The following is a 21,754-nucleotide window of genomic DNA, read 5'->3' on the forward strand; positions in this document are numbered from 1 at the left end:
CAGCATCCGCTGTCTTGGCTGTGGGCAAGCTCGGCCAGCGCGCGAAGCGCGCCCTGGGTCCCATCAAAGTAGTACTTTGATGGGGGGCCCTATTAGGCGCAGTTCTGCTGCGTCTGACGGGCGCAGCGGGTGTGGGCCTGTAGCTCAGTTGGTTAGAGCGCACCCCTGATAAGGGTGAGGTCGGTGGTTCGAATCCACCTAGGCCCACCACACACAAGTGCGTTTGGGGCCTTAGCTCAGCTGGGAGAGCGGTTGCTTTGCAAGCATCAGGTCATCGGTTCGATCCCGATAGGCTCCACCATTTCGCAGGATACGAGACGAGGCAGCAAAGCTGCCGTGCACGTATCCAAGAACGGCCAGCGCAGAGAAGCGCGCCCACAAGGCGCAGCTTGGCTGCGACTGACGGGCTCGCGGGCAACGCACCATCAGCCACAACCTAGAGATGAAGAGAAACGGTTCGCCGTGCGAGAGCACGGTGATTGACGGGCACGCCCGTCGTATTTGACATTGTGAATGGGTTTTTTAAAATCGATGCCGTGAGGTGCTCGATTTTGGAGACGAGGATTGCTTCGGCGGTTCGTGAGGCACTTCTGTGCAGCGCGGATTGGACGAGCGGTTCGAGGCTCCAGATATCGACATCATCATAACTAATAATCTGGCTGAGATTATAATCATCCGCACCTGACAAAGGCCAACGCGCACTGCTCTGCCGAGTTGGTGACCTCTTCGGAGGCACCCAGTGATGTCGTTGGTGGTGTGGACTCTCAAGCGTGAGGTAAGGGCAATTCGTGGATGCCTTGGCACATACAGGCGATGAAGGACGTGGCACGCTGCGATAAGCGTCGGTGAGCTGTGAGCAAGCTTTGACCCGACGATTTCCGAATGGGGAAACCCACCTATCCCGATTAATTCTACTTGAGCAGCAATGCTGGGGTAGAGTTAATTAGGTTAGGTATCACTTAGCTGAATACATAGGCTTCGTGAAGCGAACCCGGCGAACTGAAACATCTCAGTAGCTGGAGGAAAAGACATCAACCGAGATTCCGTTAGTAGTGGCGAGCGAACGCGGACCAGGCCAGTGCCTGAATTTCAACTAGTAGAAGTCTCTGGAAAGTGACGCCATAGCGGGTGACAGCCCCGTATACGAAAGTGAGAATTCAGGACTCGAGTAGGGCGGAACACGTGAAATTCTGTCTGAACATGGGGGGACCACCCTCCAAGCCTAAATACTCGTATGTGACCGATAGCGAACTAGTACCGTGAGGGAAAGGTGAAAAGCACCCCGATGAGGGGAGTGAAACAGTACCTGAAACGGATTGCCTACAAGCAGTTGGAGGGCTTTTATGGCCTGACAGCGTACCTCTTGCATAATGGGTCTGTGACTTAATGTATCAAGCAAGCTTAAGCCGATAGGTGTAGGCGCAGCGAAAGCGAGTCTGAATAGGGCGCCAGAGTTTGATGTATTAGACCCGAAACCCGGCGATCTAGGCATGACCAGGATGAAGGTGCAGTAACATGCACTGGAGGTCCGAACCGATTAACGTTGAAAAGTTACCGGATGAGTTGTGTTTAGGGGTGAAAGGCCAATCAAGCCGGGAAATAGCTGGTTCTCCGCGAAAACTATTGAGGTAGTGCCTCGCACGAACACCTTAGGGGGGTAGAGCACTGGATGGGCTAGGGGGGTCGCGAGATCTACCAAACCTAACCAAACTCCGAATACCTAAGAGTGATATGCGGGAGACAGACGGCGGGTGCTAAGGTCCGTCGTCAAAAGGGAAACAGCCCTGACCTACAGCTAAGGCCCCCAAATCGTATCTAAGTGGGAAAGCATGTGGGACTTCCAAAACAACCAGGAGGTTGGCTTAGAAGCAGCCATCCTTTAAAGAAAGCGTAACAGCTCACTGGTCTAAACAAGAGGTCCTGCGGCGAAGATGTAACGGGGCTCAAGATACGTGCCGAAGCTTAGGGTGTGCCACTTATGTGGTACGCGGTAGCGGAGCGTTCCGTAAGCCTGTGAAGCGATCTGGTAATGGGTCGTGGAGGTATCGGAAGTGCGAATGCAGACATGAGTAGCGATAAAGAGGGTGAGATGCCCTCTCGCCGAAAGACCAAGGGTTCCTGCGCAAGGCTAATCCGCGCAGGGTGAGCCGGCCCCTAAGACGAGCCCGAAGGGGGTAGTCGATGGGAACCACGTTAATATTCGTGGGCCTGGTGGTGTGTGACGGATCATGTGTGTTGTCATCCCTTATCGGATTGGGATGGCTTCGAAATGGTTCCAGGAAATAGCCCCACCGTATAGACCGTACCCGAAACCGACACAGGTGGTCAGGTAGAGTATACCAAGGCGCTTGAGAGAAGTGTCCTGAAGGAACTCGGCAAATTGCCTCCGTACCTTCGGAAGAAGGAGGCCCCTCACTATGCGCAAGCACTTTGAGGGGGCACAGGCCAGGGGGTAGCGACTGTTTAGCAAAAACACAGGGCTCTGCTAAGTCGGCTTCAAGACGACGTATAGGGCCTGACGCCTGCCCGGTGCCTGAAGGTTAAGTGGAGGGGTGCAAGCTCTGAAATGAAGCCCAGGTAAACGGCGGCCGTAACTATAACGGTCCTAAGGTAGCGAAATTCCTTGTCGGGTAAGTTCCGACCTGCACGAATGGCGTAACGACTTCCCCACTGTCTCCAGGACATGCTCAGCGAAATTGAATTCTCCGTGAAGATGCGGAGTACCCGCGGTTAGACGGAAAGACCCCGTGCACCTTTACTGCAGCTTCAGAGTGGCATTAGGGAAGAAACTGTGTAGCATAGGTGGGAGGCTTTGAAGCATCGGCGCCAGCTGATGTGGAGCCATAGGTGAAATACCACCCTGTTTGTTTCTGATGTCTAACCTCGTTCCGTAAGCCGGAACAGGGACCCTCTGTGGCGGGTAGTTTGACTGGGGCGGTCGCCTCCTAAAGAGTAACGGAGGCGCGCAATGGTGGGCTCAGGACGGTCGGAAACCGTCTGTTAGAGTGCAATGGCATAAGCCCGCCTGACTGCGAGACTGACAAGTCGAGCAGAGACGAAAGTCGGTCATAGTGATCCGGTGGTCCCTCGTGGAAGGGCCATCGCTCAACGGATAAAAGGTACGCCGGGGATAACAGGCTGATAACCCCCAAGAGCTCATATCGACGGGGTTGTTTGGCACCTCGATGTCGGCTCATCACATCCTGGGGCTGGAGCAGGTCCCAAGGGTTTGGCTGTTCGCCAATTAAAGTGGTACGTGAGCTGGGTTCAGAACGTCGCGAGACAGTTTGGTCCCTATCTGCCGTGGGCGTCGAAATTTGAGAGGAGTTGACCCTAGTACGAGAGGACCGGGTTGAACATACCTCTGGTGTACCAGTCGTTCCGCCAGGAGCGCAGCTGGGTAGCTATGTATGGACGGGATAACCGCTGAAAGCATCTAAGCGGGAAGCCTCCCTCGAGATAAGATTTCATAGAGCCGTCGGAGACCACGACGTTGATAGATCGGATGTAGAAGTGCGGTAACGCATGGAGCTAACCGATACTAATTGCTCTATTCGCGCTTGAGAGTCTCACACCATCAATGACAACACTGGGCAACCAGCTAGCCATTCGATAGTGCGGATGATTAAGACGACGCCAGATTGCCAATCCCCTCGCCGTCGAGGGATTGGTCGAATACCACTACAAACCTTGCACGGTATCGATTTTAAAACCCTCAAGCTTCGCAGCAATGCGAAACTTTGAGGGACCCAGATATGAACGCAAACGCATGTCGCACCGGCTCCATTGCCTGGTGGCTATAGCGTCGGTGTCCCACCCGATCCCATTCCGAACTCGGCCGTGAAACCCGACTGCGCCAATGGTACTATCGCTCAAGCGATGGAAGAGTAGGTCGTCGCCAGGCATTGAAGCCCGTGCAACATGCAAACACACACCATATCCAAAACCCATTCACAATTTCTCATACACTCAGTTCCGCACAACGCGGACACTCGGGCCCCATCGAAGTACCACTTCGATGGGATCTCGGCGCGGGGTGGAGCAGCCCGGTAGCTCGTCAGGCTCATAACCTGAAGGTCACAGGTTCAAATCCTGTCCCCGCAACCACCACTATAGAACTCGACATGCCGCCCTTACGGGCGGCGTTGTCGTTTGTGGCAAAGGCGACGAGGTCTGCGACCTTAGCGACGACCTCCGCCTCCGGGCCATCCGTGCCGTCCGGGTAGATCGTCACGCTTTCGATAAGCGTCGACAGGATTTCTGCGGCTCCGCCGCGGACCGTCTCGGCATCGAGCGCCTCGCGCAAGCGGCCGACCTTCTCCTTGAACAGTTGCTGCACTGCCGGACGCGACAGAATCGTCGCGGAGGGGCGCGACCGCCGTTGGCGTATTCAACTGTCCTTCAAGGCGCGCTTTCTCGGCCTCGCGGTCGCCAAGGAGCTTCAGCAGGGCGGGGCTCGCCACCGCGGCCAGCATGTTGGCGGCCAGCGTGTCGATCTCGCGGGTGACTACGGCGAGGCGGTCGATGATCGATTGATCCTGCCTCGCGGACGTGCTCGTCAGCCGTGCCAGCTCCCGCTGGAACTCCTCGGCGAACAGCCGAGCATGATCCTCGGTCAGCAACTGGTGTTGGAGAATCGAGAGGGTCGCCGTTTCGAGGGGGCCCTTGCGTACCGAGACCGTGTTCGAGCAGGTGCCGCGCTCCTTCTGGCCGGCGCAGCGATAATAGTCCTTGCCCGATATAGTGTAGCCCGACCCGCAGCAGCTGCAGCGGATGAGTCCCGACAGCAAGTGCTTCCTGCGGTTCTGACGGGCGACCGGAACACCGGTGCTGGGACGCGAACGGTGCTCGATCTGGGTCTGAACCGCGCTCCACTGTGCGTCATCGACGATGCGCAGATCAGGTACGGCGACCTCGATCCATTCTGAATGTTCGCGTAGGCGATAGCGTCGCTCGCGCTTCTCGCTGTCCGGGTTGCGACGCCATTGCCGGCGTCCCCATACCAGCCGGCCGACATAAAGCGGGTTGTTGAGAATGCCGGTCGCCTTTTTCGGGTCGCCGCGGACCGTCGAGGCATTCCATTGCCCGCCGCGCGGACCGGGCACGCCGTCGGCATTCAGCCTGGTCGCAATCTGGATGGAAGACGCTCCGGCCGCGAACTCGGTAAAGATCCGCTCGACGATTGCGGCCTGTGCCTTGTCGACCTCCAGCAGGCCGCGAACGCGCTCGCCGCGGTCGTCGAGGCGGATGACCCGCTTGTAGTCATAGGAGCGACCGCCGGCACACCGTCCCGCAAGCACCGCTGCCTCCATGCCGCGCAAGGTCTTGTCAATGAGGTGCTTGAGGAAGATCGCGCCCAGCAGCCCGGCGACGGCGAACTTGATCTCGTCGACATGCCCCTCGCTCACCGTGTGCAACTGCACCCGGTGGTATGCCAACTTCTTGCCGAGCCACGCCACATCCTCCGCGTCTCGCGCAAGCCTGTCGAGCGCTTCGCAGACGATCAAGTCGACTGTTCCCGACTCGATGTCCGCCAGCAGTTTCCTCAGGCCGGGCCGATCACGGCGATAGCCGGACTGCTCGGGGTCGTGATAGGTCGCTATCACCGCGCCGCCAACATAGGCGACAAGCTTCATGCACGATTCTGTCTGATCAATACTCGACGTAGCCGTTTGCATCGCGGTCGAGTGGCGCCCGTAGAGGACGATGCGGGGGGCAGGGCGCATCAGCATGGCGGAGGAGCACCTTGTGTCAGGAGTACATTAAGGAGCGGGTGTGTCGGGATCATTGGTTGCCTGCGAGGCGGATGCGCAGCGTGCATAATGTTCGGCTGCCGCCTGCCTCGCCATCAGTCGGACGAGCTTTGTCATGCCGATGGCGAAGGCTGGATTGGCAGCGTGCGATGGGTTGGCGGGAGCAGGAGTGGCAGCGGGTCTCATCCATGATGGGATGAAGGCTCGGACGATGAGCGGACAGGGTACCTAAAACTGCTGCGGCGATCATCGCCGCAGCCACTCCGCGGGCGAGATCTGAAGCAGGGCCGCACCGTGCGGCGGCTTCGAGTCTGCCAAGAGCTTAATGACCCGCTGATGCAGTTTTCTGCCCGCCTTGTTGTCGGGGTCGGTACTCGTATCGCCGATATGCCGGTCGCAAAGGCTGATCGCCTTCAGCGCGGTGGCAGTCCGGCGCACGCGGTTGGCGGTGCCAGGCAAGGCAGGCGGTGTCGGCGCCGCCATCGACACCTGCTGTCCTTCGTCGATGGCGTGGAGTGCCGCATCCAGTCGGCCGGGCAGGGCGATAAGGTTCATGGCCAGGACGGTAACGGCCTCGGGAACCGACAGTCCGAGCTGTGCCTGCGCGAAGCTCTCCTTACCCATCCCATCGGTGCGAAGCATCTTCGGGGTGATGGCGGTCAGCGGCGCGATCTCGGTCTGGATGCTTGCAGCTATGCGCGGATTCGCTGTGGCGTCGAACGCGGCGGGACCGATGCGTTGGTAGATGCGGCGTGCCATCGAAAGGAGCCGATGATCATAGGCGAGCCGGCCGCTGGCGATCGCGCGATCCAGCGTTTTTCTACCCGAGCCGCCCCCTGCCATGCCGAGAAACTGGTCTAGGCGTCTAGAGGGTTTGACGAGCCGATCAATAAGAAGGGTGCCTTGCCTCGCCCAAGCTGGATCGTCATCGACGAAGCGCGGACCCATCGGCTCGGTCGCAAGGCGTCGTAGATACTCGGCGAGGAGTCGGGCGCGGACGACACCGAGGAGCAGTGCGTGGTCGCGTACGACTGCGCGGAGAAGCGTTCGCTGGTCGGGTGAGTCAGGTGCCAGCAGGTAGAGGCCGGCAAGATCGCCTCGAAGGAGAAGCCGCCAGCCGATGGCAGACGAGGCGCGAAGTGCCTGCAGGTTTACCGTGTGCCGCACGATGTCGAACACGAGATCCTTCTGTAGTTGGTCGACGTCGGCGATCGTCGTTCCGCCCGTCAGCATGCGCGTTACCCATACGCCGATGCTGCCGGGCAGGCGATAGTGGCGGGGAAATACCAGCGGCTTGAGAAGCAGCTCGCCGGAAAGATGGCGAAGGTCTCGCTGCCGGCCCTCGACAGCAACCTTCAGTGTGTATTTCCTCCAGGTGACGTCGGCGCGAAGGGCGGAAGGCGCCACCGGCTCTTGTCGCTGGTCGTTCAGGACCGAGGAGATATAGGCAGCGGCCAGATCCTCGATACGGCTCAAAGGAGTGCCGCTGGAGAAGAGGGGCGTGGTTTACGAGGCTCGCGGGGCGATGACGACCGACGAACGGCACCGTGTTCAAGTATGTGTTCATAGAGAATACTCAGGTCAGTGCATACGGTCCCTGGAACCGTATCGATCAACCCCGAAGGGCGTTTGCTGACCCGCACTCGCAGCGGCGGGAGACGGAAAGGCGGGGTTGATAGCGCGCCCCGGCGACCTGCATGCAGCCGCTCCAGGTGGCGACCATGAACCTAGTGCTTCGTTCGCGCATCTCAAAACGAAGCGCTGGCTCATTAATACGTGAGACGCCTCATGTCTACAGGCGATAAATCTTAGTTGCGCCAAAAGCACTTGGCGGACTGCATCCAAACGCAAGACGGGTAAAAAAAAAGTGCCACCGCAGGGTCGAACGTGATCGCATGTTATGGTGAAGCGCGAAATTCTTTTTCGAAGGGTACGACCGGTGACAGCGTAATCGCTTAAGCGTAGGCAAGGCATTGGGTGTCAAAAGATAGAACAATCGCTCTCTATCCCAAGCCGGTTATTCTGTTCTGGCGAGCCACTTTACGTCATCGATGTATGGTCGAAATAAGAATACGCTGTTCCGACACACGACCGAATGAATAGGTTGATTTCCCGACTGTCGCGATCTGGCGGCCACTGAAGTCTTTCCCGCTGGAATGCCGGTTGTATTCAGTGCTCGAGAGGAGGCTTAGCTTCAGCTGCTAAAGTTGTTTGGTAATGGCATGCTAGCTAACGTTAAGTTTCGGATTTTTCTTTCGCCAGTCACGATACAGTGCGACGATCTCGGACTTCGCGAGGCTGGGATTACCTGCAACGTCGCCAGTGACTCTAGCGAAGTCAAGTTGTTCCATCACGTGCTTGACGTTCCCCTGTATGAAATAATGCGCAGACGGGCTCTTGGAAAAGTCCTGATGCACTCGACCGGCCTGTCCACCTACGCGCTGAATTGCGAAATCGGCACATTCCTTCGTCGTGAATTTGAAGTCGGGGTGTCGCGTCTGGACTGGGCGCAATTTGCGGAGTTCCGGCTTGCGACGCCAGATCTGGAATACCGCTGGCACATCGTACGGCTTGGACCGGAACAGGAATGCGTCGGCAGGCACATCCCATTCGCGCACCAGATGGAAGGAACGATCAAGCCGGTTCACGATCGATGCCTTCCGGAACGTCCTTGGTAGAATGAACGCAATTACGCTGGACTGGCGAGCAGCATGGTTGAAGAATCGGACTGCTGTGCTGGAGTTCTTGCCAAAAGGCGGATTGCCGATGATTGCAATTGGTCGGTCAGTTTTGATTATAACGTCGAGAAAGTTGGCGTTAATGATGCCAGGGTATTTAGGTTCGATATCAAAGGCGATACTGCCGCTGGGCAATATCTTGTAAAACGATCCCGTCCCGGCGCTAGGCTCGACCATTCTGTATTCGGAAGGATCGAAATATTCTTTGAAACAGTCGTAGAAAAAGGCGGCGACATCTGGTAGCGTATAGTACTGATCGTACTTCCTGTCTGACGCGCTATTGTCGTTGCTTGCCGCTCGTTTCGTCATGGCTGACGGCTTTGGTTCGAACGTCAACTTCCGGGGAGGATGAGGCGGCCTTCCGAAGGCCGCTTACCGGATGTGTCGAAACCCTGGAGGCTGTGGTCTTAACGTCGTTGATCTTGCCCATCGTCTTTGCTCCTCATTCATGTCCGTATGTTCGACGAAAAAATCCCGGCTGCTCGACAATTTGAGCCGAGCAGCCACTCGCATTTGCTTCCCACGAATGAACTCACGCGGGCTCGTCGTTGTCATTGGAAGCGTCAGACCGCAGGCTCGCGAAGGCATCGAAAACATCGATGACGTCTGCCCGCGGTGCGGCCGGGTGGACGTCGCGCTGTTGCGCCTCGGAGGTGCGGCGTACCGCCTGTCGCTTCCTGACGGTGGGCAACCTCTGACCAGCTTCACGCGCTGCCGCGTTCTCGGCCTCCCTCTCGTCATGAAAGGCCCGAATCACCTTCAGCATGGCGCGATGAAGCTTCAGTTCGAGCGCCTGCTCGCCTGCGTAGCGGTCGAGCCGGTCGAGCATCTCGCGACTGTCTTGTTCGCGGGTTTGGCGACGCTCGTTCAGGAGGATACGCCCCTGATCGTCGAGTGCGTTTTCGAACGCCAGATCCTGCTGCAGATAGGGTGAGACCGCGCGCGCGAGGGCATAGAGAGGACCCAGCGCGATACCGGATGCCTGACGGCCAATCTCGACCATGATTCGGTAGACGACCACAGCGCGGAGCTGGTCTGCACTACGTTGACGGTCTGCTTGGGCAACTACCTGTTCCTGCTTCGCCTGCACCAGCTGCGCTTCCAGACGGGCGACTTTATCCATTGCCGACTGATGCTTGGTCGTCGCTGCTTGCACTGCGCCACGTGCGGATGGCCGGGCGCTGTTCTCCGGGTTCTGCAGACTGGCCGGGACTGGCGGCTGGTCGCCCTGTATCCAGGCAATCCATTGGCCGGCATCGATCGTTGCAGGCAGGATGCCGAACAGCAATTCGGTGACGAGATCACGTCGCGCAGGCATATCGATCAGAGCGGCGATCCGGTCCATACTCCACGGTTGCCGATTGGCCGTGATGCCTAGTTCGACGGCGAGAGCAGCGAGCACATCCGTGATGGCGGGATCGGTTTTATCGGTCATTGTCTTTGGCTCCTGATGATGCAACAGTGCGTCATTGGCCGTGTCTTAAGGCGGCTGACCGAACCCCGGACAGGGTACCTAAATCTTCATTTCACACAGGCGCGGATGTGCGCGCCTTCACCCATGACGTGCTCACCCGCACATGTGTGTTCGCGTGCACGTGTACGCGAGGGGGAGAAAACAGTGAGAAGTTCAGGTTTTTGTGCAAAGCTGCAAACAACGGCTCAAGCCGTTATTTGCGCGCGCTGCGCTATAATCGGATTTCCGCGTGCGGAAGTCGGGGGGCAGGGTCGGCCTGCACGCCGAGCGCGCAGGGGTCCTCTGGCTGTGCCTCCGGAAGGCGGGGCAGGGGCAGCATATCTTGGGCGATTGTTAGTTACCCATTACTGCGTATCGCCATTCGGGCATGCTGGTTGTCGCACCATCATCCTGGACACCGAGATGCCCGTTCCCGCCGACATAACTCATATGACCGAAGCGCTGCGTCGACGTATCGATTGGCAGGAGCGGGAAGCGCTTGTCGGGACAGTCAGACCCGGACGGGAGCGTGGAATCCAAGCCGTGACGAGCCGGAAGTCTCGTTGGGTCGGTACCATCAATCTTCAACGACCGGCTGCCGGCGAACGGCCGACCGTGGCGAACGGCGCAACCAGTTTTCACACGCGCCTTTCGACGATCTCCAGAAGCGACGGCGTGACCGCAGCAGGCCGTAGTTCAGTCAATGCTGCCGTAGGGCAAGAACGGTATCTTACCGACAACTGGGCCCGTGAATTGTCGAGGGCAGCAGGTTCCGAGCGCTATGTCGTCGATGGTGATCAAGCCGATGATTCAGTCAACGACCCGGACTCTCGCGTCGTCTTCATTCACTCGAACATCTCGGACGTTGGTGTAGAACGCGTCGCGTTCTGGGAAGAAGCTTGGAGGGTCGAACGCAAGGCCGGTGCGCCGCGCCTGCGATTGAACCTGACCACGATGAGCGAAAGCGATTGGGAGATGCTGAGCGCCGACCCGAACGCCCCAGCAGCTCTGATCGACATTGTTGCGGCGCTCAGGAGAGGGGAGCAAATTGATCAAGGTCGCTGCTACGTCCGCGATGGCAGCCGGTTGCTGGAACTCGAGCTTCGACAAGAAGATCTCGACTGGGCAGGACAGCTTGGCACAACCTACGGCGCGGACCTGAAGACACGAGGGCTGCACTTCGTTCGACCACGTTTTGGGCAAGTGCAAAAACAGTTCGTAGCATCACTGCCAGCCGAGCTTGATGCCGCCGCGCATAGGGACATCGTCACACAGTTTGGTGCAGAGCTTGACACCCTTGGCCTTCCCTTCACAGCAGCACTTCACAGACCCAATGGCTACAACCACCGCGCCAATCATCATCCTCATTTCATATTCTATCCAGCGATTTGCAGGCGCGGCGCGGACGGTCGCTTTGATCTTGCTTCGGGCCGCAAGCTCCGTCCTGGCGAACTGGCGGGCTGGACGAAGGAACGTCGGCAAAGCACGTTTCATCAAACCAGTGCCAGCGCAGACGTTGTTGCCCTGCGCAAACGTTTTGCCGACATATGTAACTTCCATCTCACGCGGGCACGTTCCGGACGGTTGTACGATCCGCGCACCTACGAACAGATGGGCATAGCAGCGGCGCCGATGATGTCGCTCGGCAAGGCGGCTTCGGCGTTGGTGAAGGCGGGCATCGATGTGCCGAAAGATCGCGACAATGCGCAAACATACTGGTCTGCACGCAAGCTCGAGCTGGCCAACCGTTCGCGCGAGCGCCGTGATCGTCACGTCGAAATTCTTAAGGCCTTTCGAGCGGTCGAGCCGCGTGTTGGCGACGTGCCGATGGCAAAGCTGCGAGACGAGCTCACTGGCATATTTCAACATATCGAAGAAGGCCGTGATGGACTTGATGAGGTGGCTCTACAGCTTGAAATGGCTTTGTCAGCGGCAGTTCGGCTGGCCGAGAACTGCGCTCGCCTTATTGCGGATATCGGTGCCGGGCTGGCGAAATCGGCGGATGTTCGAGAGCGGAGCAGGATCGCGGCCAGGCACCAGCTGGCGCTCGCCCACATGGACGAAATTGAGCAGGCCATCGCACCGTATCAAGCCACAGCGAAACACCATACCTTGGAAATGGAGCGCCTGGAAGCGCGGGCTCAAAAGCTGTGCGACCGGATTGCGTTAGAGCAGGCCTGGGTTGCCGGCTCGGTGTTGGCCGCGCGGCATATCACTCGCCTGTCACCGCACCGGCACTTCGACAAACTCATCCGATATATCCACCGGCATCCACAACAGGCTGATGACGCTACGACGTTTGTTCACCTGTGGCGTGAGGACGGGCGCACGCAGTTTAAGGGGCTCAAGTCGCTCGACCTTGAGTTGCTCGTAAACCCCGCCTTTGCGTTTCGTGCAGACCGTGCTCTGGAAGCGGCCATCTTGGCGCAGACCGACGGCGTTGAGCGCCTGCTCCGCTACGTCGCGAAACACGGTGTTGACCAACTTGAAGCCCGGACACGGCCCCCGAAAACAGCCAACGATGCGATAGCAACACTTAACCGGCGTTATGGGGCGCATCCGCTGTTTCTGCGAGGCCGCTTCGACGCTGACGTTGCCTTCGTCAACAGGAATGCGCCGAACGAGAAAATCCTGATTGGCGAGCCGCATGCGACGCAAGAACGCGGCGAGATGATGAAACCCGTAACGGATCACTCGACGGTAAAACTGGTGTCGGCACTCTCGCCGCTACGTGCCGGTTCAGACGGAGTCAGCGCTGCTGTTGTCCCAGTCGCGACCCGGACGTTTCGGCCAAACGACGCCGGGCTGTTCGCAAAACAACCGACATCTGCAGAGACCAAGTCTGTGGAAACTACGGCCCCGATTACCGCCAGTTGGAATCTTGACGAGGATGTCAGGGCCGCACTGGGCGCAGCAAACTTCTACCCACGTTTGAGCGGCGAAGACGATGGTGGACCGGGATCGATTTCTGGGGCGGACGTCCAGGCCCCTGCCATGGAAGCTCCAGATACGAGGGGGGAAGGATATCGCCATAAGCCAACTCCCAGAGGTTGAATTAAGCGAGAATGATCAAGTCGAAAACGAGGCGAGGATCCATGATCGTCCCGTCCAAGAATCTGAAAACATCGATTTTACTGCGTCGCCAAAACTGCCGAATACCACTGACAAGCCGATGTCGGCTTCTGCCGCTCGCATAAAACCGATCTCGGGCGATGCGGTTGAACTAATCGGTCCCGACAACGTTGCGACTAAAGCCGCGCTCCAGAATGAGCCAGACACACCCGCGCGCATTAACGGTCCCCCGTCGGACAATCCACTGACCCGTTCGTCAGATGAAGCTTCTCCGAATAGTTCGGCTAAGCAAGCGAGCGCCGTTGATCACACTGAGCCAGCGCCAAAGCTAACAGACGATCGCATCCCACGGCGTCCGAAACGCCGTCCAATTTCGCCGGTCATCGCGATGGATCCCGCTTCTGTCGCGGATCAGGAGACGCTGCCCCGCGGGGAGAAGCAGTTGGAGACTGAAGAGACTGGGAGCGAGGACGGGATCTGCTCGAAAGCAGACGACAGCCATATGCCGAAAACGCCGGCGAAAGGCGAAATTCGCGTAAAGTCATCCACAGAGCGTGCCCGCGATATCGCTAAAACTCGGACGGTTGATCGAGCGGCCCCTCCGATGCCAGTAAAATTTCAGAACGGTGCATTGCTTGACATCGCAGGTCGTCCTGTAGACGGCCGAGCAACGCCGACGACGTCGGCGCGTGCGCAAGCGATGCTTCCAAATAGCAAACCTGTCGGGCGCACTCACTCGGCCGTTGAAGAGGCACTCTTTCCTGAACCTTGGCTCTCCAATCAGTTAGCCGCCCACCGAGAGTCACCGCAGTATCGGGCGTTGCCAAGCCCGCAGCGCGATCTTCTCGATGAAGCGGCCGCAATGCCATTGCATTACCTTGGGGCAGGTCTTGGTGCGATCGTGCGAAGCGACGATTGCATCAATATCGGCTTCAGTTCTGCAGCGGTCTGGGAAAGCTTTTTGCGCGTTACGGGACATTCCCGGTGGATGGCAAATGCTCAACGCCGTTGCGCGGCCATCGTCAGCAAACGATAAATTTAAGTCCAATCTTCAATGGAACCGAATACTCATCGCAGATCAGGTCGAGGCAGAAATGCCGAGTTCTGGTATTGGTAGACCTCGCGATCGCGGGCGCTGACACCGTCAATGCCTGATTAGAAATATCAAGTCCAGCCAATGTCTCTGTCGTGATTGTCCTACTACCCAAAAGATCCCTGATACGAAGTTGAAGCCTGAGGAGCGTCGGGTCGTGATGGGAAGGAGCAAAAAAGCAGTTCGCCTGGGCCCCCGCGACGCGGAGGACATATGGACGGTCTCAACAACGTGCGGGCAGCGCACGAGTATTGGGCAGGTTTGCGCGGTATCGTCGCCCGGCTCGATGGATTTATCTCGTCACTGGCCGATCGAAGGATCGCACAAACGGCCTGCGGCGGCGAGCAGGTCGAGTGGCGCATGACCATCACGGAGGTCGCATATCTAGCGGCGCTAGCGGAGATGGACTGTGCATGCGCGCGCCGCCAGATCGCTCAGGTGACATTGTGAGAGGTGGCCGTCGGCTTGTCCTACCGCCTCACTGGACGACCGTGCGCGGCTTGTGGCTGCGATCGTCCGGTCTGAACGGAAGTGTGCTGACCGACAGCGAAACGATCTGGACCTTTGAGCAGCGACGCGTGATTGAGGTGGATGTCCGTAGCTGGACCATCATCGAAATCATCGAATGTTTGGCGACTTTAAAGACGCCACCCTTCGCTCAGCCTGAACTGCGTCATCTCGCGGCAGCCGATTTGGAACCTCTGGTCGCCTGTAAGGCAATTGGTCACATCGAGGCGCTTCGGCTCATGGCGCTCGTTCCTGGTTGGCAACCCTGAACTAAAAGCGTCGCCCAGCAGGGTAATCAATCGTCGATGAGATGGCTAATTGAGCCGAAGATTGGAAACCTGCACTGAAGGCGCGCGCGTCTTAGGCCACGAAGAAAGCCTGGACATGCACGCCCGCGCCCCGGCCAAAACCGGTTCGAATCAGGTCTTCGGCTACTTACTGACAAGGTTCAGCGCCTCAGCCTGCCTGCCGGCGAACAGACCAAACCTAGGCGAGCCAGCTTACGAGCCAAGACCATCTGTATGCGCCGATGAGCCGGCTGCACGGCAGCGGCATGACGTTAACCCAGAGACGAGTGAAGAGAGGGTGGGGGGAGCCTTTCGGTTGAACCGGAAGGTGAAATAATCCCTGACAGGCGCCGCGAACAGCCCGCGCGCCTGCTCGCCAGAGAGACGAACACAATGAACCATTATTCGAACGAGGCTGCCGCGATTGCGGCAGCGCTCATGGTTGCACGCTTGGCGGCTTTGCGCTTCGAACCTGACCTAGACGTGCCGATGTCGAGAGTCCTCAACTATCTCCACGCGCGCACTGCACGGCTGGTACTCGTGCCCTCCACCGTGTCAAACGGCAGCGATGCCGCCGCCGTGGGCGAGGTGATGGCGGCGTTCGGCTGCGACGCGCTGGTGGCGCGAGCAGATGGCGCCGATGCAGCGAGTGTCCGCTTCACGATCGGTTTGCATGGACATCGCTTGTTCTGGTCGGCGCCTGCCAGGCTGTGGCTCGGAGCAGGGGCACCGGCGCATTTCGTCCCCAATCACCCAGACGACACCGTCTTTGCGCTCTTTAGCGTAGGGCTGCGCGGTTGCGAGGTGCCACCGTGGAGCAGCGACGAGGATCGCGACGATGGATTCGCGCTCGGCGCCGACGCGCTTGCGGCCTTGATGGTGGAACGCTGATATGAGCCAGCTCCAGGTCTGGGCCAGCCCCAGCGAAGCGTCGGACATGATGTTCGATGTGCGCCAGCCGGGCGTGACGGGGCTCGGTTACGCTCTACTACGTCCCCGCTCCAAGGGGCAGGAGCGAAGTCTGTCGCGGCTTGCCTTCGCCAAGATGAATCCGATCGAGCCCGGACCGACCAGCCCGCATACCCGCTGTGGTATGCCGACGAGCGCCCGCGATCACCGGCTGCTACTCGCGCCGGGCGTCGCAGACCCGGTGTCGCTTGAACGTCTGTTCGCCGATTATGACGCGGCGGTGCCCGAGCACCAGCGGCTGCTCGCTGCTGTCCTGACGCTGCCATTCGTTTGCGGTGAACCGCTGCACGATCAGTTCGACAAGGTGACCACCTGGGCCATGCTGCATCTGGCGCGGGCGAGGCAACTCACCAGCCTTGCCGTGCTGCACGCGCCCGGTGATCAACTCGCCGCGGAAGCGCCGCACGCTCACATTGTCGTGTTCAGCCGTATCCATCATGCGTGCGGATGGGCTCAGCTGCATCCGGACCTTGCCGAAAGCGAGCATGGCGCTTGGGCCGAGCGATGGCTCGACTTCTGCGAGGCATGGCGTCGTAGGCCGGAGGCTTGAAGATGAGGGTTCCGAGCGCCTCCGGCAATCGGCACCACCGGCATCCGGATACCGGTGGCGAGACGGTGGATGATCTCGATGGGGCAACAAGCCCGATGGAGAAAAGACGATGATCGCGCGCAATCCACCCATGGTGTTCCGCTTCGCCGCCATGCTGCTGCTCAGTTCTGCTGTGCTCGGTCAGTGGTGGCAGCGGCAGCCGCTTGGCGCCGATGGCCATGCTTTGGTGACCGTGATGCACTCCTATTGTCCTGGCGTCGGTGGCGAAGCTGGCCCGCTCACCGTGGCGGACAGCGCCCGTTTGCTCGACCGCTGGGGCTACGCCCTTCTCGGCGATCGGACCGGATGGAACGGTAGGGATCGCTGCACGCTGCCGCGACCGCGGAAAGGGGAAGGGATCGGCAGGACAGGCAGGCGAAGCCCGGGAAGCGCGATGAAAAGCGAACGGGCCTGATCCGAACCAGTCGGTTCGGGGATCACGCCGAAAAGAAGGTCTACCGTCATGCACCGCATGCTCCATGAACCGCTGCCGTCCACGTCGAACGCGTTGCTCGACTATTTCCTCGCCGCGCTCGGCGGCGAAACCTACTACCCGCTCGGCGGCAACACCGGCTTGCCCGCCGGCGCCCTCGAGAGCCTCGACCACAACGTCGTGCTGGCCGCCACCCCGGTCAGCGTCCCGCGTTTTCGATGAGGCGCTGCTGCGCTCGGCGGAGTATCGTGACACACTCCTTGTGCGTCACGGCTTCTACCCCGAGACGCTCGATCCGGTGCGGGTCGATGTCGCCCCTCAGGTCGACCACCGGGCCGATCCTCTTGCCCGACCTCAGTCTCTTCCGCGACATGGACGGGCAACTCCACCTCGTGCCACAGCACCAGGACCTGTTCCTCACGGTCGGCCCCGATGGGATCTGGGTGTCGCTCATCGCACCGTTCGACCGGTGGACCGATCGTGCGGCTGGGCTTGAGCGAGCCGCAGCTGATGTGGTTCGAGCCTGTTGCAAAGCACGAGCCGGTCAATAGGTACCGAAATGCGGGCGGGGCGGCATTACTAACGCCCCGCCTCAAACTTGGATTTCGTAGTGATCTCGATGCTCAATGCGGACGACACCTACTCTGTTTGCTTGGTTTTTAAAGAGCGCCGAAGCACTTACCATAATCGGACATTATGGTAATTACAGCGATGTGCTACTTAGCCGGAATGCAGGGTAAAACGGACCAGCGGGCAGGTGCGGTATGAGCGAGATCGTCGTCCATCGTACCGACGGGGAGGGGCTGCCGATCCGCGCGCGGCGAGGCCTGGTTGAGCCGATCGATGTCCGCGTTACCCGGTTGCTGGGTCTTGCGCTGCCGGCTGAAGGTCTCCCCGTCAGCGAGATCGGCTTCGCCGCGCAACTTGGCGCTATGGCAGCGGCGAGCAAGGCGGCGCTGGCGTCGGACCTGGCCTGCTATCTGCGGTGGTGTGAGGACATTCGTGTCGCCCCGCTGCCCGCCGAGCCCGAAAACCTGGTCCGCTACATCGCCATGCTCGAGGCGCGGGGCGCCAAGCCCGCCACGGTCGCCCGGCGGGTTGCCAGTCTCGCGACGGCACACGGCCTGTCAGGCCTGCAGGAGAGGGGGCATGCGCCCACGAGCCACGTCATGGTCCGCGCCGCCCTCAAGGGCCTGCGCCGGCGTCGTGGCGCGGCCCAACGCCAGGCGGCCCCGTTACGCTTCGGGGCCTCCCTTGATCCGCATACCAAGGGTTTCACGCTGACGGCGCTGCTCGGTGCCTGTGGCAGCGACCTGCAGGGGCTGCGCGATGCCGCACTGCTGTCGCTCGGCTATGACGCTGGATTGCGCGTCAGCGAGCTCGTCGCGGTCACCGTCGCGCACATCGATCCGCACAGTGATGGCTCGGCGCTCCTGTTCATCCCGTCGTCCAAGACCGATCAGGAAGGGCAGGGGGCCTGGGGCTGGCTGTCCGCCGACACGATGCGCCGGGTCGGCGCCTGGCTGGTAGCGAGCGCCATCACCGAAGGGCCAGTCTTTCGCCGCGTGGGGGTCGATCGGCGTCGGCTGCGCGCGGCGGTTCCGCCGATGGCGTACGAGGCGATCCCGGGGCACACGCGGCACTGGCAGGAGAGGCTCCGTGGCAAGAAGGCCGAGCCCGCGCGCACCGTCTATACCGTCGGGACGGCCCCGCTTAGTCGTCAGGGCGTCAACGGAATCTATCGGCGGGTGGCATTGAGCGCATTCGATCAGGGGCTGGTGGAGATGCCGATCGCCAAGGTCGAGGAGGCGGCGCGCGCCTTGTCGAGCCACTCCCTGCGCGTTGGGCTTACGCAGGATCTGTTTGCCGCCGGCGAGGACGGCGTTGGCATTGCTCAGGCACTCCGTTGGTCGTCGCCGTCGACGGCACTACGCTATGGGCGGAAGCTTGCCGCCAGGAGCAATGTTGCAGCGCGCGTGTTGTCGAAGATCAGAGGCTGATAATCGCCTTACCCGGTGCGTCTTACGGGACAGACAGCGGTCCCGGCAGCTGCCGGGGAAACCACGTCAGGAGGGCATCAGACAGGGTTGCTGCAACAACCGAGGGATCGCCCGTTCGTGTGCCACTAGCGCGCACCGTCGTCGCCTGCCCCGTCCACACGACGTGATTGTCGCGCCGCAGCGATACCGTCACCTGGAGACGGGTTACGATCAGACCGCGCAATTGATCCTTTCCCGAAGGCAAAGTCAGCGACAGGCCTCGAAGGCCCGCTGCCATGCCCGGTCGGTCTGATCGGTCGTTGCCGGACCGGACGACGCCGCGCTGTGTCTGCGATACCTCAACCTTGGCGACGTAAAGGCTGTGGTTTGCGTCGGGCAGGGGCAGGAAAGATGTTCGAAGGAGGGTGCGCTGAACGGCGTCCGTGAACGTTTTCGTGATAGTGGGAGACGTGGTCGGACTGTCAGCAGCAACGATCGCTATCGTGCCCGGCTTCACCACGGATCCGGCAACCGGAGATTGCACTAGAGCTGCGGCCGCAGCGAACAGGAGAACGTACATCTGACAGGCGCCGATCAATTACAGGAGTGAGGAGCGCCAACGGCATCGGGGCCGGCAATCCGCGTTAAAAGTGGTGATGAACCGTGATCGAATGCTGATCGTTATCGCGATCTTCCGCTCCGACAGCCTTTTAGTCGAGCTTCTCAACGTGTCGATCGGCCCATTCCTTTCCCTCATCGCCTCCCCAAAGAAGCCAAGCGATGTAGCCCGCGGACGGATCAGTGTCCGATCCCCACTCGTGCGTTTTGCCGTCTTTGTCGACCTCGTGACGCGCGAAGTAGCTGTGCATCGACTTCACATCCTCGGCGGTCACAATGTCCTGCGCTGCCAGTTGCTCGGCACGACGAACCCCGACGTCCGTACCGCCTCGCCCGAAATCGTCGCGCAACTTTAGTCCCTTCTTGGCATTGGCGGCGATTTTCGCAGTTGGTTTGAACGTATCGGACATCATGCTCTCCCTGTGACGATGTTCAGAACGCCTAGATTTTCCAACATATTCATGAGGGCGTAGCGGCAGAATTGCCTCCGGTCCTCCCAGGTGATGCTGGATGACTTGGCCATCGGACCGAGTGAGCCGAGACAGTGTTCTCGGGGTTCCTGTCTCCTGACAACAAGTAGTTAAATCGTTGAGTTGATCGGAAACTAGCCTCGCTTGGAAGGTTCTAGAGCGAGCAAAGGAGATCGACATGGCAACCGAACAACCGAACATTGCACCTGACGACATGAAGCCGGAGCCGAACGACGCCGATAGCGCGGCGACCGTTTTAGACGATGCGCAGATGACCGAAACGCCGGGCGGCGGGGGGTCTAGGCGGTGCCGATGCCGCGGATGTCTTGAGCGGATCGGGAAAGCTTAGCGGTGGTGCAACGCCGAACAGCCCTATCGACGTGCCAGTTCCGCACGGCGGTAGTGGAAACCCAACCCGCGAGGCGCAGGTGAGATCGTTGAACGATGGCCCCAAGGAACCGCATACTAATCCGAACTGATCATCCCTGTAGCGATCCCCGAGGCACATCGTGCTGTCTCGGGTGGACACCCCTGCGCCTCCGAGACGTTGAGTGTCTATGCATGATGATAGGACAGTTCGTCTAACGCGACCGCGTTGTCTTCCCGTAATTGAGGTAGCCGACTTGAGCATCGTCCGATGAGCGCTGATCGTAATCTAGCCGGGCGCCGCATAATAATCACCGGTGCATCGAGCGGTATCGGCGCGGCAACGGCGGTGGCTTTCGCAAAAGCGGGAGCGCGGCTTGTCCTGGGGTCTCGCGGCAAAGAAGGGCTGGACGACGTCGCGCAGCGCTGCGTCGAAGCTGGCGGCAGCGCAATCGTCCGTCCAGTCGACTGCACCGACGCAGGCGCCGTGGCCGTGTTCGCTGCCGACGCGCGCGATCTGCTCGGTGGCATTGATCTGTGGTTCAGCTGCGAGGGTGTCGGTGTGCTTGGGCGATACGAAGACGTCCCGATTGCGGATCATGCCCGCGTCGTCGACGTGAACCTCGTCGCCCATATGAACGACGTCCATGCCGTACTGCCGATCTTCCTCGCGCAGGATCACGGCATTTGGGTAAACATGATCTCAGCCGGCGGTTTTGTTGCAACGCCTTATGCCGCGGCCTATTCGGCGAGCAAGTTCGGGTTGCGCGGGTTCAGCGCGGCGTTGCGCGGTGAGGTGTCGAAGCGCCCGCACATTCACATATGCGACGTCTGCCCAACCTTCGTCGATACGCCCGGCGTGGACCATGCTGGCAACTATACCGGTGCCCGGCTTTCGCTTCCCCCCGGTTCGCTCGCACCGGAGACGGTCGCGAAGGCAGTCGTGCGGCTCGCCACGCACCCTCGTAACCTTACCGCGGTCGGCGCGCCGGCAATCGCATTCAAACTCGGCGAGTTCGCGGCGCCGAATCTGCGGGCGGCGATCATGAGTGGCTTTCTCGACTCCTGGTCGGCCCGTGCGGCCGACGGCAACGATAACGATGGGGTGTTGTTCGAACCTGGCGTCCCCGCCGGTCCAGATGGTGGCCGGCGCGATCCACACCGGGGGCGCAAGGTGGCAGCCGCGGCAGGCGGTATGGCGGTTCTTGGCCTTGCGGGGGTCGGTGTCTGGCTCGGCCGTCGTCGGTGATTGAGGACGATCGCTACCTCGCGGTGCGCTCGGGCATACGGGTACGAACGGACGCTGTGGTTGCAAATACCGGCTGGTTTACTCGGCAGGGGGTTCACCGCGTGACCGAAGCGATCGAGTTGGGACTGCCGGCGCAGGCCTTCGACCGACAGGATGATGGCGACGACCTTGGCTTCTA

The 21,754-nt window shown here is 60.0% G+C and carries 17 protein-coding genes, 3 tRNA genes and 2 rRNA genes; 16 read left to right on the forward strand and 6 right to left on the reverse strand.

The window, feature by feature from the left end; genetic code table 11:
- Positions 1–133: 133 nt before the first annotated feature.
- The 5 genes from NHF48_RS02015 to NHF48_RS02035 all read left to right on the forward strand — a co-directional run bounded on the left by NHF48_RS02015 (position 134) and on the right by NHF48_RS02035 (position 4,107).
- Positions 134–210, forward strand: a tRNA-Ile gene (locus tag NHF48_RS02015).
- 15 nt (positions 211–225) lie between these two features.
- Positions 226–301, forward strand: a tRNA-Ala gene (locus NHF48_RS02020).
- A gap of 464 nt (positions 302–765) precedes the next feature.
- Positions 766–3,565: ribosomal RNA gene (locus NHF48_RS02025) — 23S ribosomal RNA — on the forward strand.
- A gap of 224 nt (positions 3,566–3,789) precedes the next feature.
- Positions 3,790–3,904 (forward strand): 5S ribosomal RNA (gene rrf, locus NHF48_RS02030).
- A 126-nt stretch (positions 3,905–4,030) separates the two neighbouring features.
- Positions 4,031–4,107, forward strand: a tRNA-Met gene (locus tag NHF48_RS02035).
- 74 nt (positions 4,108–4,181) lie between these two features.
- Here the strand turns inward: NHF48_RS02035 and NHF48_RS02040 are convergent.
- The 4 genes from NHF48_RS02040 to NHF48_RS02055 form a co-directional block, all read right to left on the reverse strand.
- Positions 4,182–5,732 (reverse strand): recombinase family protein, encoded by a 1,551-nt coding sequence (locus tag NHF48_RS02040; protein ID WP_342454546.1) that lies wholly within the window; start codon positions 5,730–5,732, stop codon positions 4,182–4,184.
- Between the two features lie 267 nt (positions 5,733–5,999).
- A complete protein-coding gene (locus NHF48_RS02045; RefSeq protein WP_253070027.1) occupies positions 6,000–7,229 on the reverse strand; it encodes a hypothetical protein in 1,230 nt (409 codons plus the stop codon).
- A gap of 749 nt (positions 7,230–7,978) precedes the next feature.
- Complete coding sequence (locus tag NHF48_RS02050; protein WP_263816630.1) at positions 7,979–8,800, reverse strand: SAM-dependent methyltransferase; 822 nt, start codon at positions 8,798–8,800, stop codon at positions 7,979–7,981.
- Between the two features lie 223 nt (positions 8,801–9,023).
- Positions 9,024–9,926, reverse strand: coding sequence for a hypothetical protein (locus NHF48_RS02055; RefSeq protein ID WP_253070029.1), 903 nt, complete (start codon positions 9,924–9,926; stop codon positions 9,024–9,026).
- A gap of 468 nt (positions 9,927–10,394) precedes the next feature.
- Between NHF48_RS02055 and NHF48_RS02060 the strand changes: the two genes are divergently transcribed.
- From NHF48_RS02060 to NHF48_RS02100, 9 genes are all read left to right on the forward strand, one after another.
- The gene (locus NHF48_RS02060) at positions 10,395–12,998 is read left to right on the forward strand and encodes a MobA/MobL family protein (RefSeq protein WP_253070030.1); all 2,604 of its coding nucleotides are present in this window, start codon (positions 10,395–10,397) and stop codon (positions 12,996–12,998) included.
- A 118-nt stretch (positions 12,999–13,116) separates the two neighbouring features.
- The gene (locus tag NHF48_RS02065) at positions 13,117–14,052 is read left to right on the forward strand and encodes a hypothetical protein (protein WP_253070031.1); all 936 of its coding nucleotides are present in this window, start codon (positions 13,117–13,119) and stop codon (positions 14,050–14,052) included.
- 270 nt (positions 14,053–14,322) lie between these two features.
- Positions 14,323–14,559 carry a hypothetical protein gene (locus tag NHF48_RS02070; protein WP_253070032.1) on the forward strand — a complete coding sequence of 79 codons (237 nt, stop codon included), beginning with the start codon at positions 14,323–14,325 and terminating at the stop codon, positions 14,557–14,559.
- A 41-nt stretch (positions 14,560–14,600) separates the two neighbouring features.
- The gene (locus NHF48_RS02075; protein WP_263816631.1) at positions 14,601–14,885 is read left to right on the forward strand and encodes a hypothetical protein; all 285 of its coding nucleotides are present in this window, start codon (positions 14,601–14,603) and stop codon (positions 14,883–14,885) included.
- A 411-nt stretch (positions 14,886–15,296) separates the two neighbouring features.
- Positions 15,297–15,794 carry a hypothetical protein gene (locus NHF48_RS02080; protein ID WP_253070033.1) on the forward strand — a complete coding sequence of 166 codons (498 nt, stop codon included), beginning with the start codon at positions 15,297–15,299 and terminating at the stop codon, positions 15,792–15,794.
- Position 15,795: 1 nt separating this feature from the next.
- Positions 15,796–16,422 (forward strand): hypothetical protein, encoded by a 627-nt coding sequence (locus tag NHF48_RS02085; RefSeq protein ID WP_253070034.1) that lies wholly within the window; start codon positions 15,796–15,798, stop codon positions 16,420–16,422.
- A 109-nt stretch (positions 16,423–16,531) separates the two neighbouring features.
- Positions 16,532–16,876 carry a hypothetical protein gene (locus NHF48_RS02090; protein WP_253070035.1) on the forward strand — a complete coding sequence of 115 codons (345 nt, stop codon included), beginning with the start codon at positions 16,532–16,534 and terminating at the stop codon, positions 16,874–16,876.
- A gap of 48 nt (positions 16,877–16,924) precedes the next feature.
- Entirely contained in the window at positions 16,925–17,116 is a 192-nt protein-coding gene (locus NHF48_RS02095; RefSeq protein WP_263816632.1) for a hypothetical protein, read from the forward strand.
- Between the two features lie 542 nt (positions 17,117–17,658).
- Positions 17,659–18,894, forward strand: a complete 1,236-nt coding sequence (locus NHF48_RS02100) for an integrase (protein WP_253070038.1) — start codon at positions 17,659–17,661, stop codon at positions 18,892–18,894.
- Positions 18,895–18,916: 22 nt separating this feature from the next.
- Here the strand turns inward: NHF48_RS02100 and NHF48_RS02105 are convergent, their stop codons facing one another.
- Entirely contained in the window at positions 18,917–19,453 is a 537-nt protein-coding gene (locus NHF48_RS02105) for a hypothetical protein (RefSeq protein WP_263816633.1), read from the reverse strand.
- Positions 19,454–19,583: 130 nt separating this feature from the next.
- Positions 19,584–19,901 (reverse strand): hypothetical protein, encoded by a 318-nt coding sequence (locus NHF48_RS02110; RefSeq protein WP_253070040.1) that lies wholly within the window; start codon positions 19,899–19,901, stop codon positions 19,584–19,586.
- A gap of 238 nt (positions 19,902–20,139) precedes the next feature.
- Between NHF48_RS02110 and NHF48_RS02115 the strand changes: the two genes are divergently transcribed.
- Together NHF48_RS02115 and NHF48_RS02120 are read left to right on the forward strand one after the other, a co-directional pair.
- Positions 20,140–20,310, forward strand: a complete 171-nt coding sequence (locus NHF48_RS02115; protein ID WP_253070041.1) for a hypothetical protein — start codon at positions 20,140–20,142, stop codon at positions 20,308–20,310.
- A gap of 288 nt (positions 20,311–20,598) precedes the next feature.
- On the forward strand, positions 20,599–21,576 hold the full coding sequence (locus NHF48_RS02120; protein ID WP_253070042.1) for an SDR family oxidoreductase: 978 nt from the start codon (positions 20,599–20,601) through the stop codon (positions 21,574–21,576).
- The last annotated feature ends 178 nt before the right edge of the window (positions 21,577–21,754 follow it).

The sequence above is a fragment of the Sphingomonas sp. H160509 genome (assembly GCF_024124765.2).
Taxonomy (GTDB): Bacteria; Pseudomonadota; Alphaproteobacteria; order Sphingomonadales; family Sphingomonadaceae; genus Sphingomonas.